At 69.7% G+C, this 13,851-nt stretch carries 15 protein-coding genes; 7 read left to right on the top strand and 8 right to left on the bottom strand.

The features are described 5' to 3' along the window. Positions 1-131 precede the first annotated feature (131 nt). Complete coding sequence (gene dnaB, locus ACWD10_RS33985; protein ID WP_451097530.1) at positions 132-1,601, top strand: replicative DNA helicase; 1,470 nt, start codon at positions 132-134, stop codon at positions 1,599-1,601. 184 nt (positions 1,602-1,785) lie between these two features. Then, a complete protein-coding gene (locus tag ACWD10_RS33980; RefSeq protein WP_451097545.1) occupies positions 1,786-3,162 on the top strand; it encodes a serine hydrolase domain-containing protein in 1,377 nt (458 codons plus the stop codon). 83 nt (positions 3,163-3,245) lie between these two features. On the opposite strand, the gene ACWD10_RS33975 is transcribed toward ACWD10_RS33980, so the two are convergent. Continuing rightward, positions 3,246-3,704, bottom strand: a complete 459-nt coding sequence (locus ACWD10_RS33975) for a MarR family winged helix-turn-helix transcriptional regulator (protein ID WP_451097529.1) — start codon at positions 3,702-3,704, stop codon at positions 3,246-3,248. 170 nt (positions 3,705-3,874) lie between these two features. Here ACWD10_RS33975 and ACWD10_RS33970 point away from each other — a divergent pair, with 170 nt between their 5' ends. Next, positions 3,875-5,152: an MFS transporter gene (locus ACWD10_RS33970; protein ID WP_451097528.1), complete on the top strand. Its 1,278-nt coding sequence runs from the start codon at positions 3,875-3,877 to the stop codon at positions 5,150-5,152. On the opposite strand, the gene ACWD10_RS33965 is transcribed toward ACWD10_RS33970, so the two are convergent. Beyond that, on the bottom strand, positions 5,083-5,949 hold the full coding sequence (locus ACWD10_RS33965; RefSeq protein WP_451097527.1) for a GNAT family N-acetyltransferase: 867 nt from the start codon (positions 5,947-5,949) through the stop codon (positions 5,083-5,085). The two genes, ACWD10_RS33970 and ACWD10_RS33965, sit on opposite strands and share 70 nt — an antisense overlap. A gap of 4 nt (positions 5,950-5,953) precedes the next feature. Beyond that, positions 5,954-6,478: a DUF2269 domain-containing protein gene (locus ACWD10_RS33960; protein ID WP_451097526.1), complete on the bottom strand. Its 525-nt coding sequence runs from the start codon at positions 6,476-6,478 to the stop codon at positions 5,954-5,956. A 97-nt stretch (positions 6,479-6,575) separates the two neighbouring features. Between ACWD10_RS33960 and ACWD10_RS33955 the strand changes: the two genes are divergently transcribed. Both ACWD10_RS33955 and ACWD10_RS33950 read left to right on the top strand, forming a co-directional pair. Continuing rightward, the gene (locus ACWD10_RS33955; RefSeq protein WP_451097525.1) at positions 6,576-7,253 is read left to right on the top strand and encodes an HAD family hydrolase; all 678 of its coding nucleotides are present in this window, start codon (positions 6,576-6,578) and stop codon (positions 7,251-7,253) included. Between the two features lie 375 nt (positions 7,254-7,628). Further along, positions 7,629-9,185 carry a globin domain-containing protein gene (locus ACWD10_RS33950; RefSeq protein ID WP_451097524.1) on the top strand — a complete coding sequence of 519 codons (1,557 nt, stop codon included), beginning with the start codon at positions 7,629-7,631 and terminating at the stop codon, positions 9,183-9,185. 19 nt (positions 9,186-9,204) lie between these two features. Here the strand turns inward: ACWD10_RS33950 and ACWD10_RS33945 are convergent, their stop codons facing one another. From ACWD10_RS33945 to ACWD10_RS33925, 5 genes are all read right to left on the bottom strand, one after another. Next, positions 9,205-9,687 (bottom strand): NUDIX domain-containing protein, encoded by a 483-nt coding sequence (locus ACWD10_RS33945; protein ID WP_451097523.1) that lies wholly within the window; start codon positions 9,685-9,687, stop codon positions 9,205-9,207. A 92-nt stretch (positions 9,688-9,779) separates the two neighbouring features. Continuing rightward, complete coding sequence (locus ACWD10_RS33940) at positions 9,780-10,685, bottom strand: LysR family transcriptional regulator (RefSeq protein WP_451097522.1); 906 nt, start codon at positions 10,683-10,685, stop codon at positions 9,780-9,782. A 200-nt stretch (positions 10,686-10,885) separates the two neighbouring features. Next, on the bottom strand, positions 10,886-12,115 hold the full coding sequence (locus ACWD10_RS33935) for a cystathionine gamma-lyase (RefSeq protein WP_451097521.1): 1,230 nt from the start codon (positions 12,113-12,115) through the stop codon (positions 10,886-10,888). Further along, a complete protein-coding gene (locus ACWD10_RS33930) occupies positions 12,112-12,612 on the bottom strand; it encodes a low molecular weight protein-tyrosine-phosphatase (protein WP_451097520.1) in 501 nt (166 codons plus the stop codon). The genes ACWD10_RS33935 and ACWD10_RS33930 overlap by 4 nt, the downstream gene beginning before the upstream one ends. Positions 12,613-12,620: 8 nt before the next feature. Then, the gene (locus tag ACWD10_RS33925; protein ID WP_451097519.1) at positions 12,621-13,001 is read right to left on the bottom strand and encodes a phage holin family protein; all 381 of its coding nucleotides are present in this window, start codon (positions 12,999-13,001) and stop codon (positions 12,621-12,623) included. 71 nt (positions 13,002-13,072) lie between these two features. Between ACWD10_RS33925 and ACWD10_RS33920 the strand changes: the two genes are divergently transcribed. Next, positions 13,073-13,390 carry a cupin domain-containing protein gene (locus ACWD10_RS33920; protein WP_451097518.1) on the top strand — a complete coding sequence of 106 codons (318 nt, stop codon included), beginning with the start codon at positions 13,073-13,075 and terminating at the stop codon, positions 13,388-13,390. Positions 13,391-13,534: 144 nt separating this feature from the next. Next, complete coding sequence (locus ACWD10_RS33915; protein ID WP_451097544.1) at positions 13,535-13,747, top strand: DUF5326 family protein; 213 nt, start codon at positions 13,535-13,537, stop codon at positions 13,745-13,747. Positions 13,748-13,851 lie beyond the last annotated feature (104 nt).

Genomic DNA, 13,851 nt, shown 5'->3' with positions numbered 1-13,851 from the left:
TTCTCCGGTACCGGAAACCACGTAGAACCCACGCGTCAGAAGCGGAGTTGGGCCTCTCGGTTTGTCAGTGTCGTGCCGTAGTAATGAGGGGCACGGCGAGGTCCGCGCGGCGGACGGGAGGAGGTGGCCCGGTGAGCATTTCCGAGCCTTTGGACGACCCGTGGGCCGACAGCGGTCCGGGCGACCGTCTGCCCGTCACACGCCAGCGCCGCGACGGAGGCCGAGGCGACGACCAGCACGAGCGCGGCCGGGACGGCGGCTGGGACGCCGGTGCCACATTCGAACGCGTACCGCCGCAGGACCTGGACGCCGAGCAGTCCGTGCTCGGCGGCATGCTCCTGTCCAAGGACGCGATCGCGGATGTCGTCGAGGTGCTCAAGGGCCACGACTTCTACCGCCCGGCACACGAGACCATCTTCCAGGCCATCCTCGACCTGTACGCCAAGGGCGAGCCGGCCGACCCGATCACGACGGCCGCCGAGCTCACCAAGCGCGGTGAGATCACCAAGGTCGGCGGCGCATCGTATCTGCACACCCTGGTCGAGTCGGTCCCGACGGCGGCGAACGCCGAGTACTACGCGGAGATCGTCCACGAGCGGGCGGTACTTCGCCGCCTGGTCGAGGCCGGTACGCGCATCACGCAGATGGGATACGCAGCCGACGGCGACGTCGATGACATCGTCAACCGGGCCCAGGCCGAGGTCTATGCCGTCACCGAGCAGCGCACCAGCGAGGACTACCTGCCGCTCGGCGACATCATGGAGGGCGCGCTCGACGAGATCGAGGCGATCGGCTCCCGCACCGGCGAGATGACCGGCGTCCCGACCGGCTTCACGGACTTCGACTCGCTGACCAACGGCCTGCACCCCGGCCAGATGGTCGTCATCGCGGCCCGTCCCGCCATGGGTAAGTCCACCCTCGCCCTCGACTTCGCGCGCGCCGCCTCGATCAAGAACAACCTGCCCAGCGTCATCTTCTCCCTGGAGATGGGGCGCAACGAGATCGCGATGCGCCTGCTCTCCGCCGAGGCGCGGGTGGCGCTGCACCATATGCGCTCCGGCACGATGACGGACGAGGACTGGACGAGGCTGGCGCGCCGGATGCCGGATGTCTCGGCGGCGCCGCTGTATATCGACGATTCCCCGAATCTGTCGATGATGGAGATCCGCGCCAAGTGCCGCCGGCTCAAACAGCGCAATGACCTGCGCCTTGTCATCATCGACTATCTGCAGCTGATGCAGTCCGGCGGCTCCAAGCGGGCCGAGAGCCGCCAGCAGGAGGTCTCGGACATGTCCCGGAACCTCAAGCTCCTCGCCAAGGAGCTGGAGCTTCCGGTGATCGCTCTCTCCCAGCTCAACCGTGGCCCCGAGCAGCGCACGGACAAGAAGCCCATGGTCTCCGACCTGCGTGAATCCGGCTCCATCGAGCAGGACGCGGACATGGTCATCCTGCTGCACCGCGAGGACGCGTACGAGAAGGAGTCGCCGCGCGCCGGTGAGGCCGACCTGATGCTGGCCAAGCACCGTAACGGCCCGACGGCCACGATCACGGTCGCCTTCCAGGGCCACTACTCGCGCTTCGTGGATATGGCACAGACCTGACCGAGCCTCCGCCCTTCACTTCCGGCCCGCGCGCCGGTGGGAAAAGAACTCGACCAAGGGGCGGTCGGGCGGTGGACTGTGGTCCATGACACCACGTACTGAGCAGGAGACCGGCCGGTCCTCGTCGTCGTCCGGTCCCGTCCTCGATGCCCTCCCTACGGCCGATGTCTCCCCCGAGCAGGGGCTGTTGCCCGCCACCCGCAGGGCCCTCCTCCACCGGCTTGCCACCGCGCAGGCGGAGGGCAGGGCGCCCTCGCTTGCGGCCGCGGTGGTGCGCGAGGGGCAGGTCGTCTGGTCCGGGGCGCGGAGCTGTGTCGATGGGCATGAGCCGGATGGGCGTACGCAGTACCGCATCGGGTCGATCACCAAGACCTTCACCGCGGTGCTCGTCATGAGGCTGCGCGACGAGGGGCTCCTGGACCTTGGGGACCAGCTGGAGAAGCATCTGCCCAGGACGAGCACAGGGTCTGGATCGGACGTGGGCCAGGTGACGGTTGGTCAACTCCTGCCCCACACCGCCGGTCTGGCCGCCGAGACACCGTCGCCGTGGTGGGAGCGGACGCCCGGCGCGCAGCGGCCCACGCTCGACGCGGTCCTGGGGGACGAGCCGTTCCGGCACCCGGTGGGGCAGCGGCATCACTACTCCAACCCCGGCTATACGTTGCTCGGTTCGCTCGTCGAGAAGCTGCGGGGCGCCCCGTGGTACGACGTGCTGCGGGACGAAGTTCTGGAACCCCTGGGGCTGAGCCGGACCACGTTCCATCCGGAGTCCCCTCATGCGGGTGCGTGGGCCGTGCACCCGTGGGCGGATGTGCTCCTGCCCGAACCCGTCGAGGATTTGGGCCTGATGGCACCGGCTGGGCAGCTCTGGTCGACCACCGAGGACCTGGCGCGGTTCGCCGTCTTCCTGGCTCATGGTGACGCTCGGGTGCTGAGCGCCGAGACGGTACGTGAGATGCGTACCCCGGCGGCTCCGCCCGAGGCCGGTGAGTGGGACGGGGGATACGGGCTCGGCGTCCAGCTGCTCCGGACGGACGGGCGGACGTTGGCCGGGCACTCCGGTTCGCTGCCCGGCTTCCTGGCCTCCCTGCAACTGAGCGAGCAGGACGATCTCGCCGCCGTCACCCTGGCCAACTGCACCTCGGGGCCGCAGGTGGTGGCGCTCGCCGCCGACCTCGTGCGGATCGTGGCCGAGGCGGAGCCACGCATCCCCGAGCCTTGGCGCCCGGCACGCGAGGCCGACCGGAGCCTCCTTGAGGTGACCGGGCCCTGGTACTGGGGCACGCAGAGCTTCGGGCTCCGGCTGGTCGGGGACAGCGGCCTGGAGCTCCGGCCGCTCTCCGGCAGCGGCCGTGGTGCACGGTTCCGCCCGGAGCCGGACGGCACCTGGACCGGTCTCGACGGCTACTACGCGGGGGAGACGCTACGCGCTGTGCGGCATGCGGACGGCGCGGTGAGCCATCTCGACCTGGGCTCGTTCGTCTTCACGCGTGCGCCGTACGACGCGGGGGCCCCGGTCCCGGGCGGTGTGGACCCGGAGGGGTGGCGGGGGCTGCCCTGACGGCGGGGCACATGGTGGCCTGGCCACAGCGCAGGGCGTCGTGTTTCACGTGAAACACGACGCTCAGTGGTCGGCGGCCGATGTCAGGCCGGTACGTGGAGCGACTCCACCGCTTTGACCAGAGGGGCGAGTTCGGGGTTGGTCGCCGCCTCGTCGAGTGCCTCGCGCAGCGCGCGGTCATTGGTGGGGCGGGCCTCCGCGAGGAGTGCGGCGCCGGCTTCGCTGACGTTGGTGTAGATCCCGCGCCGGTCGGTCGGGCAGAGGTAGCGGGAGAGCAGCCCGCGGTCCTCGAGCCGTGTCACCAGGCGCGTCGTGGCGCTCTGGCTGAGGACCACGGCATCGGCGACCTGTTTCATCTGTAGATGGCCGCCGGGGCCGTCGTGCTGGCGGCTCAGGACGTCGAGCAGGGAGTACTCGCGCACGCTCAGGCGGTGCTTCGCCTGGAGCTCCCGCTCGATGTGCGCCTCGATCTTCCCGTGGAGCAGGGAGAGCGCGCACCAGCCCTGTGAGAGGGCGATCATCGCCGGATCCGTCGCTGTCATGGCTCTGTCCCTCCTTGCCGTCGCTACTGAAACGAGCGGCTGCTCACCAGGATAGACCACTCTCGCAATATCCCGCGCTTGCAAGTAATCCGCGTCTGCAAGTATCGTCACCGCGTGTAAGCCGCAGTGGCAAGCGCTGCGGCAGCTCTGGAACGGAGAAGGTCGATCCCATGCCTCTCGCACTTCTGGCCCTGGCGATCGGGGCCTTCGGCATCGGCACCACCGAGTTCGTGATCATGGGGTTGCTCCCCGAGGTGGCCGGTGACTACGGAGTCTCGATCCCGCTCGCCGGATATCTGGTGACGGGCTATGCGCTCGGCGTGGTGCTCGGCGCTCCCCTGATGACCGCCCTGGGAACCCGGGTCTCCCGCAAGCGGATGCTGATGCTCCTGATGGCGCTGTTCATCGCGGGGAATGTGCTCTCCGCCGTCGCCCCCGTATTCGGCGTCATGCTCGCCGGCCGGGTGGTCGCCTCACTCGCGCACGGTGCCTTCTTCGGCATCGGCTCGGTGGTCGCGGCCGACCTGGTCGCCCCCGAGAAGAAGGCCGGGGCCATCGCCATGATGTTCACCGGCCTGACCGTCGCCAATGTGGTCGGCGTTCCGATGGGCACGCTGGTCGGACAGACGCTGGACTGGCGGGTCACCTTCGCCATCGTCGCGGCGCTCGGCGTGATCGGGCTGCTCGGCGTCGCCCGCCTCGTCCCCGAGACACCCAAGCCCGAAGGGGTACGGCTCCGGCACGAGGTGGCCGCCTTCCGCAATGTGCAGGTGCTGCTCGCCATGGCGATGACGGTGCTCGGCTTCGGCGGCGTCTTCGCGGCCATCACCTACATCACGCCGATGATGACGGATGTCGCGGGCTACGCGGACTCCTCCGTCACCTGGCTGATCGCTCTGTTCGGCCTCGGCATGGTCGGCGGAAACCTCGTCGGCGGCAGGTTCGCCGACCGCGCCCTGATGCCGATGCTGTACGTCTCCCTCGGCGCCCTCGCCCTGGTACTCGCCCTGTTCACGCTCACCGCGCACAATAAGGTCGCGGCCGCGGTGACCATCTTCCTGATCGGTGCCCTGGGCTTCGCGACCGTCCCGCCGCTGCAGAAGCGGGTCCTCGACCAGGCCGCCGGTGCGCCCACGCTCGCCTCGGCCATGAACATCGGCGCCTTCAACCTCGGCAACGCCCTCGCGGCCTGGCTCGGCGGCATCGTCATCGCGGCGGGCCTCGGCTTCACCGCCCCCAACTGGGTGGGCGCCGCCCTGGCCGGCTCCGCGCTGGTGCTCGCCGTCGTCTCGTCGGCCCTGGAGCGGAGCGCGAGCCCCACCGGACGCGTGGTCGCCGGGGGAGGCCCCACGGCGCAGCAGCGAACCGTCCCGGACGCTCAGCCCGCCGCCACCGTCAGCGGGGCGAACCTCCGGGTCCAGTCGCCCGGCAGCTCCGAGATGCCGTAGGTCATGACGGCGTTGAAGGCCACGGACTCCAGGCCCTGACCCTTGAGCCAGGAGAGCAACTCCTCGTGGCGTACGTCGATATCGGTGCGCAGCGGCCGGTCCGTGTGCGCGGCGAGCGAGGCGACGAGGGCCTGGGCCGTGGCCGGGTCGCGGGCGATCAGAGGGCCGATGACGTGGGTGTCCATATTGGGCCAGGCGGCGGCGTAGCCGAGGAGCTCGCCGCCGTCCTCCACGACCCTGAGCTGGTCGGCGAAGGCCGGGAGCCGGGTGATCACATGGGTCCGGTCGCTACCGAAGACCTCGGCGTCGAGGCGCAGGATGGCCGGAAGATCCTCGGCCGTCGCCGCGCGCGTGGCCCTCTCGGGCGCCGGGTGGGAGGCACGGAAGTGGCCGCTCACCATCTCGGCGCGGCCGATTGTCTTGAAACCCAGCTCCTCGTAAAGGGGTTGGCCGTTCGGAGTGGCGTGCAGAGTGAGCGGCGTCGGCGCGGCCTCGGCCAGCATCTGCCGCATCAAGCGGCGTCCGACGCCTTGCCGCGCGTACCGCTCGGCGACCAGGACCATGCCGATCGCCGCGAGGTCGGGTCGCTCCTGCGGCCCGTACGACATGACCGTGCAGGCGCTGATCAGGCCGCCCTCCGGGGCGTCGATGCCGTAGCCCGTCCCGGCGGACAGCAGTAGCCCCCACTTGTGTTCCTCGCGCGGCCAGCCGCGATTCTCGGACAGGTCCGCACAGGACGCCAGATCGCGGAACGTGAGACGGCGGACGGGCAGCGTGGAGAGCGAAGGTGTCGGCACCAGGTCAGGCTGGCTGACCCGCCCGCTTGCCGTCCACTGCTTTACGCCCGGCGGCACGCTGCTTTCGGCCACGCTTGGTCAGGCCCCACGGCTTGAGGACCGCGAGCACCATCATGAAGACATAGGCCGAGAGGGAGACGATCGGGCCGGCGACCAGATCCCTCGGCTCGACCGGCGCACCGGCCGCGGCGGCGGCGTTGATGCCCGGACGTAGAGCGAAGAGCGAAGCGGCGGTCGTCACGAGGGTCAGCCAGAACTTGATGTAGACCCAGCGGTACCGCGCGAGCCCCCACGAGGTGCCCAGGGAGAGCACGAGCCCGCTCAGCAGGGTGAGCAGCGCGAGCGGGAGCACCAGCCAGTCCGCGAAGACCTTCATGGAACGGATTGCGGCCGCGGCCATGGACGCGGAGTCCGAGGTGAGTGCGGTGACGGCCAGCGCGAGCAGCCCGAGTGTCAGCCCCAGCCAGCCGGCGGAGGCGACTACGTGGACTACCAGGGTGGCCCGTCGTACAGGGCGGTCGAGTTTCACGTGAAACACGATCCCGGGAAAGCGCCCCCGAGACGTCTCACCGGGGGAGTAAACCCGCGTACTAGCGTCGGCGTACGGGGCGTTAGCCTCGGCCTCCATGTGGGGACAGCCGACACAGCCACGACAGCCAGGACCGCCTTCAGGGCCGCGTCTGCACCTCTTCGACCTGGACGGGACGCTGCTCCACGGCAGCGCGGCGCCCGTCGAGATCTCCCGGCAGCTCGGTCTCGAGGCGGAGATCGGCGCCTTGGAGCGGGACTTCGCCACCCGTCGTATCGGCCCCCCGGAGTTCGCGCTCCAGGTGCGCGCCCTGTGGGCCGAGCTCACCGAGGAGCATGTGGCGGCGGCGTTCGACGGCGCGCCCTGGCTTGCCGGAATCCGGGATACCTGGGCGGAACTCCGGGCCCGGGGCGACTACTGCGCCGTGATCTCACTCTCGCCCTCGTTCTTCGTGGAGCGGCTGCTCGACTGGGGTGCGCATGCCGCATTCGGCTCGCGTTTTCCCGCTGTTCCCTTCACCGAGCCGATTGATCCCTCGGGCATTCTCAATGCGGGAGCCAAGGTCGAGATCATGGAGAGGCTGTGTGCGTCCTTGGGCGTGGACCGAGCCCATTGCGTCGCGTACGGGGACTCGATGTCGGACGCGGAGCTCTTCGGTGCCGTTCCGCTATCCGTCGCGGTCAACGCCGATCACCATGTGGCGCATCTCGCTACGCACACCTACGTCGGGCATGACCTGCGAGAGGCGTACGAAATGGTGTGCCGGAGCGGCTAATTGGCGGGAATTACGGGGAACCGCCGTGCGGGAATTCCGTCCAAGGGGCGAGGGTCTTGTGCCTCTCGCCGGTGCCGGTATGGTCGATCCCGGTCCATAGGGGGAGTGCCAGACGCACCGGTGGATCAACGCAGCCTAACGGTAAGGAGGATCGGGCACCCGGACTTCCCGCTCTTTGTCCGGCATCACCGCTTGTGGTGGCGCGCTGAGACAGGGCTGCGTTCCATGTCACATTCCCGGCCTACTCGTCCGTATTGGTGCGAAGCCCGAGTTGAATGTGACCATCTTGCTTCCGGGGCAGAGCGAGGGACATCAAGCACCTTCCACACGGGATGTGCACAGACCGACCGAAAGATGTTCGAGGCGAGGCACAGTATGGACGCTCCGACCACCGCGTCGGCCGGAAACGGCACGTCCCGTGACGGCGATGGCGACGGCGGCGGCTGGTTCACTCCGCGCAACAAGCCGTCGCGGCCGGACGCATCCGGTGCGCCGTCGACGCCGCCCGCGTCCGGAGCGCCGACCACGCTGTCCGGGCCCGGCGCCGAGGCACCGGCCCGGGAGCGAATACCCGAGCCGCGGACCCCGGCCGAGCGAGCCGTTCCCGAGACCGCCGAGGACACCTGGCCCGCCGCCGCGGAGAAGACTGCCGCCCCCGAGGCCGGGGGCAACAGCGAGCCTTGGAACGCCTTCGGTGCCGCCCGCCCAGCAGACCCCACCCGCTCTGAGGACACCGCCCGCCCCGAAGCCCCCGCCCCGGACTCCCTGGACACACCGGCCGCCTCCGACGCCCCCGGCGCCAAGGCTGCGGCCGTCTCGCCCGATGGGGTGCTCATCCAGCGCACCATGGCCGAGGTCGCGCCCGTGGCCGACAAGGTCACCTCGTACTTCTACGCGCTGCTGTTCGTGCGCCACCCCGACCTGCGCATGCTGTTCCCGGCTTCGATGGACACCCAGCGCGACCGGCTCCTCAAGGCACTCCTTACCGCCGCCGAGCACATCGACAACACCGATGTCCTGGTGGCGTACCTCAAGAACCTCGGCCGGGGTCACCGCAAGTACGGCACGCAGCCCGAGCACTACCCGGCCGTCGGCGAGGCCCTGATCGGTTCCCTGAGCCGCTACGCCTCGGCCGTCTGGGACGAGGAGACCGAGGCCGCCTGGGTGCGGGCCTACACCACCATCTCCCAGGTCATGATCGACGCAGCCGCGGAGGACGAACTGCGGGCGCCCGCCTGGTGGTTCGGCGAGATCGTCTCGCATGACCTCAGGACGTCCGACGTCGCCGTGATCACGATCCGCCCTGACCAGCCGTACCCCTTCCTGGCCGGTCAGTACGCCAGCATCGAGACGCCCTGGTGGCCGCGGGTCTGGCGGCACTATTCGTTCGCCTCCGCGCCCCGCTCCGACGGACTGCTCACCTTCCACGTCAAGGCGGTTCCGGCGGGCTGGGTCTCCAGCGCCCTGGTGCACCGGGCCCGCCCCGGCGACACCATCCGCCTCGGTCCGCCCGCGGGGAACATGACGGTCGACCACGCCAAGGGGACCGGCCTGCTGTGCCTGGGCGGCGGCACCGGAATCGCACCCATCAAGGCGCTGATCGAGGATGTGGCCGAGCACGGCCAGCGGCGCCCGGTCGAAGTCTTCTACGGGGCCCGCACCGACCACGACCTCTATGACATCGACACCATGCTGCGGCTACAGCAGTCGCACCCGTGGCTCTCGGTGCGTCCGGTGATCGACCAGATGGACCAGCATGCGCGGCTTCCCGACGCCGTCCGCGCGTACGGTCCCTGGACCGAGTACGACGCCTATCTGTCCGGGCCGCCCGGGATGATCCGCAGCGGGGTGTGCACCCTGCGCTCCGTCGGCATTCCGACGGAGCGCATCCGGCATGACTCCGTCGAGGAGCTCGTCGCCGCGGCCGACTAGGCCCGGCCCGAACCAGCGGTCAGCCCAGGTCATGGGCGTGCATGGCGCGTACGCCCTCGATATTGCCGTCCAGATAGTGGCGCAGCGACAGCGGCACGAGATGGACCGAGGCGATGCCGACCCGGGTGAAGGGGATCCGCACGATCTTGTACTCGCCCGCGGGCTCGTCGACCTCGGGACCGTGCCGCAGCGAGGGGTCCATGGACTCCAGGTGGCAGACGAAGAAGTGCTGCACCTTCACACCGGTCGCCCCGCCGTCCGCGCCGATGTGCTCGACGGTGTCGACGAAGCAGGGCACGACATCGGTGATCTTCGCGCCCAACTCCTCGTGGACCTCGCGGTGGAGGGCGTCGACCACGGTCGCGTCCCCGGGTTCGACTCCCCCGCCGGGCGTGATCCAGTACGGATCCATGCCGGGCTTGGTGCGCTTGATCAGAATCAGGTTGTCGCCGTCGAGCAGGATGGCTCGGGCGGTGCGCTTGACCACGGGTCGGACGGTCATGCATGAAATGTGGCCCGTTATGTTCCACGTGAAACCCGTCATGTTCCACGTGAAACACGACGCACGCGCCCGGCCCCGGCCGGTAGTCGCCCTCAGTCCCAGTCGGCGGCGGTGCGCAGCAGCCACTCGTGCGCCCTCGCGATATGCGGCATGGCCAGGGTGCCGGTGCGTACGACCAGGAAGTAGGTACGGAGCGGGGGCACCGCAGGTTCGAGGAGGGCGATGACCTCGCCGCGGGCCAGGGCCTCGGCACAGAGGTAGCGGGGCAGCACCGCGAGCCCCGCGCCCGCCGCGGCGCAGGACAGGACGGCGCGCAGGTCGGGTACGACGACGGTCCCGGCGGTCGCGGGGCAGCAGTCGAAGACGGCGGCCCAGTAGCGGGTGACCAGCGGGAGCGACTCATGGACCTCCACCACCGGCAGGTCCTCGAGGGCGGGAGCGCCGTGCTGCCGTAGCGCGCCGGAGTCGATCTTCTCGGCGAGCGCCGGGGCCGCCACCAGGACGTGTTCCTCGTCGCAGAGGGCGCTCGCGGTGAGCAGGGCGCCGCGCGGGCGTGCCGTGGCGATGGCCAGATCGTGATGCCCGGCCGCCAGGCCCTCCAGGGTCTCCTCGGCGTTGCCGAACGAGGCGCGGAGCGCGATGGACTGCCCGTCCTCACCGGTGAGCGAGGTGAGCGCGGGCAGGGCCCGTTCCGCGGTGAACTCGGGTGGCCCGGCGAGATGGAGGGTGCGGATCGAGGACTCTAGGGCGGGCCCGCTCTCCGCGATCTCCACCAGGGCGTCCAGATGCGGCGCCGCCTTGTGCGCCAGCTCGTCGCCGATCGTCGTGGGGGTCACCCCGCGCGCCTGCCGCAGAAAGAGCGGGCGGCCCAACTGCCGTTCCAGAGTCCGGATCTGCGCGGTGACGGCGGGCTGGGAGAGGCCGAGCAGGGCGGCCGCGCGGGTGAAGGAACCTGCCCGGTGCACTGTGACAAACGTGCGGAGCAGGGCGAGATCCATGCGAAGTCCCCTCCCCTCCCCAAGGCGGTGTCGGCGTTCAACTATAAATAAGTCGATAGGTCGCTGTCGTTACTGTGATTGGACACTGACACAGAGTCAACTAGCCTTGTTTTGCGCAGTACTTGGCGCACACACAACGGACGTTCCGAGCCACGAGGGGGGAGGCTCGGAACGTCCGTTGTGTGGTTTCCGGGGCGGTGCTACGGGGCCGACTCGTCCAGGGCGGCTGCCTCGTCCAGGGCGCGCAGTACATCGGGAATCAGGTCCTCCGGGTCCTCGGCGCCGACGGAGAAGCGGATGAAGCCCTCCGTTACCGGGTCGCCGCCCCAGCGGGCGCGCCGCTCGGCGGTGGACCGTACGCCTCCGAAACTCGTGGCCTCCTCGACCAGGCGCAGGGCGGAGAGAAAACCCTCGGCACGCGCGCGTGACGGCAGCGTGAAGGAGACCACGCTGCCGAACCGCCGCATCTGCTGTGCGGCGACCTTGTGCGAGGGGTCGTCGGGCAGCCCGGGGTAGCGCAGCCCGCTGACGTCCTCGCGGGTGCGGAGTGCCTCGGCGAGGGCCAGGGCGTTGGCGGTCTGACGGTCGATCCGCAGCCGCAGCGTGGCCAGGGAGCGATGGGCCAGCCAGGCCTCCATGGGGCCAGGGATCGCGCCGACGATCTTGCGCCAGCGCCGTACGCCCGCTATCAACGCGGCGTCGCGGCAGGTCACATAGCCGAGCAGGACGTCCCCGTGGCCGGTGAGCCCTTTGGTGCCGCTGGCCACGGCGAAGTCCGCGCCCAGGGCGAGCGGCCGCTGGCCGAGCGGGGTGGCCAGGGTGTTGTCGACCGCCACGAGCGTGCCCTGCTCGTGCGCGGCGGCCGCGAGGCGGCGGATGTCGCACACATCGAGGCCCGGGTTCGACGGGGTCTCGATCCACAGCAGCTTCGCGCCGTCCAGGACGCCGAGCTGGGCGTCGCCGCCGGTGGGCGCGGTGCGCACCTCGATGCCGTACGCCGTCAGCTGCTCGCGCACCAGGGGCATCGCCTGGTAGCAGTCGTCGGGCAGCACCACCGCGTCGCCGGAGCGCAGTTGGGAGAAGAGCACCGCGGAGATCGCGGCCATGCCGGAGGCGAAGGTCAGGGTCTCGACCTGCTCGCCGGGGGCCTCGAGCTCGCCGATGGCCTCTTCCAGGCGGGTCCAGGTCGGGTTCTCGTCGCGGCCGTAGCCGTACGGGCCGGTGGGGTCGCCGGGCAGGTGGTAGTGGGCGGCGAACACCGGCCCCGGAAGCGTCGGTTCATGCTTCACGGGCTCGGGCAGACCGGCCCGCACCGCGCGGGTGCCGTCACCGTAACTGTGGCCGTCCCGCGTCACGCCGTCTCCGGTCACGCCGTCCCCCGTCACACCGCCCCGCGTCACGTCACCCCCCGTCACGCCGTCGTACGTCATGCGGCGCCCCTCTCCGCGACCGCCTGGCGTACCGCGTCGAGCAGCCCCGGGCCCGCGGCCTCGACCATCTCCAGACACGCCCGGAAGCCGTCCGCGCCCCCGTAGTACGGGTCCGGCACATCCAGGTCGTCCCCGGCGGCGGGGTCGTACGACCGCAGCAGGCGGACCTTCTCCGCATCGGCGCGGGTCGGGGCGAGGCGGCGCAGGTCCCGCAGATGCCCGGAGTCGAGCGCGATCACCAGGTCGAGCCGGGAGAACCAGTCGGCCCGGAACTGCCGTGCCTTATGGCGGCTTTGGTAGCCGTGCGCTTCCAGGACGGAGACCGTGCGCGGGTCGGCGGGTTCGCCCTCGTGCCAGCCGCCGGTGCCCGCGCTGTCCACCTCGACGAGGTGGGCGAGCCCGGCCTCCTCGACTTGCGTGTGGAATACGGCGTCGGCCATCGGGGACCGGCAGATATTGCCGGTGCAGACGAAGCAGACCCGGAAGGGGGCATTCATGTGACGGATCAATCCTTGTCGTCGGGCAGGATCACATTCATCGCCCACGAGACGATGCTGATGATCAAGCCACCGAGTACGGCCGTCCAGAATCCCTCGACGTGGAAGCTCAGCTCCAGCTTGTCCGCCAGCCAGGACGTGAGCAGCAGCATCAGGGCGTTCACCACCAGGGTGATCAGGCCCAGGGTCAGGATGAACAGCGGGAAGGTGAGTACCTTCACGATGGGCTTGACCACGAAGTTCACCACGCCGAAGAGCAGCGCGACGAGGACCAGCGTGATCACCTTCCGGGGAGTGCTGTGCCCGGTCAGGGTGATGTTCTCGAGAAGCCAGATGGCCACCGCGAGGGCCGCCGAATTGGCGATCGTCTTGACTACGAAATTCTTCATGTGTCTGATCGTGGCAGACGTGATCGGCGCCGGGCACCGGCGTACGACGGCAGTGAGGGCGGACAGGGGCGATGAAAGCATTCCGGCTGGACGAGCTCGAGGCGGAGCGCGCCGCGAACGAGGGGGCCTACCTGCAGTTTCTGCGTGAACGGAACATGTCGGTCGGGCTGTACGCCCTCGACGCCGGGCAGACGGACCCGCAGAAGCCGCATAACCAGGACGAGGTCTACTTCATCGCCAGCGGCCGCGCCTCGATCACGGTGGGCATGGAGACCACGACCGTCGGGCGCGGCAGTGTCGTCTACGTCCCCGCGGGGGTGCCGCACAAGTTCCACCACATCAGCGAGGACCTGCGGGTGCTCGTGGTGTTCTCGCCGCCCGAGGGCTGAGGCCGATCCCGCGGACTCCCTAGGGGAAGGATCAGGGACGGGCCAGGGGTGCGAGCGCCCCGCGCGGCAACCTCCACGACCTAGCATCGATGCAGGGTCCACAACCGTGGACTTGAAGCGTGAAAGAGAGAGAAGACGATGGCCGTGCGGGAGATATTCGCGGGAATGCCCTGGTGGGTGAAGTGGGTCGCGGTGCCGGTTATCGCACTGGTGGTGTTCGGTGGGCTGATTGTCAGCATCGTCGGCGTCGTGGTCCACCTGCTCTTCAAAGTGCTGCTGTTCGCGGTGCTGGTCGGTGGACTCATTTACGTGGTACGGAAGTTCACGTCCGGGTCGTCCTCGCGCAGCGACTGGTAACGCCTGTCAACGGTTCGCTCGGCAGGGGGAAAATTTCGGCCATGCCCTCCGCCGGGCCGTGGGCCGTCGCTAGAGTCCGGAAGCCGACGCGGGGTCGCCCCCGC

The organism is Streptomyces sp. NPDC002851, from assembly GCF_053591935.1.
The sequence above is the reverse complement of the archived record's forward strand: the minus strand, read 5'-3'. Positions and strand labels throughout refer to the sequence as shown.

What these genes read in the sequence shown, in the direction of transcription:
- ACWD10_RS33975 (WP_451097529.1), bottom strand. Translation starts at nt 3,704, where the DNA reads ATGACAGCGACGGATCCGGCGATGATCGCCCTCTCACAGGGCTGGTGC.
- ACWD10_RS33970 (WP_451097528.1), top strand. Translation starts at nt 3,875, where the DNA reads ATGCCTCTCGCACTTCTGGCCCTGGCGATCGGGGCCTTCGGCATCGGC.
- ACWD10_RS33955 (WP_451097525.1), top strand. Translation starts at nt 6,576, where the DNA reads ATGTGGGGACAGCCGACACAGCCACGACAGCCAGGACCGCCTTCAGGG.
- ACWD10_RS33950 (WP_451097524.1), top strand. Translation starts at nt 7,629, where the DNA reads ATGGACGCTCCGACCACCGCGTCGGCCGGAAACGGCACGTCCCGTGAC.
- ACWD10_RS33945 (WP_451097523.1), bottom strand. Translation starts at nt 9,687, where the DNA reads ATGACCGTCCGACCCGTGGTCAAGCGCACCGCCCGAGCCATCCTGCTC.
- ACWD10_RS33940 (WP_451097522.1), bottom strand. Translation starts at nt 10,685, where the DNA reads ATGGATCTCGCCCTGCTCCGCACGTTTGTCACAGTGCACCGGGCAGGT.
- ACWD10_RS33935 (WP_451097521.1), bottom strand. Translation starts at nt 12,115, where the DNA reads ATGACGTACGACGGCGTGACGGGGGGTGACGTGACGCGGGGCGGTGTG.
- ACWD10_RS33930 (WP_451097520.1), bottom strand. Translation starts at nt 12,612, where the DNA reads ATGAATGCCCCCTTCCGGGTCTGCTTCGTCTGCACCGGCAATATCTGC.
- ACWD10_RS33925 (WP_451097519.1), bottom strand. Translation starts at nt 13,001, where the DNA reads ATGAAGAATTTCGTAGTCAAGACGATCGCCAATTCGGCGGCCCTCGCG.
- ACWD10_RS33920 (WP_451097518.1), top strand. Translation starts at nt 13,073, where the DNA reads ATGAAAGCATTCCGGCTGGACGAGCTCGAGGCGGAGCGCGCCGCGAAC.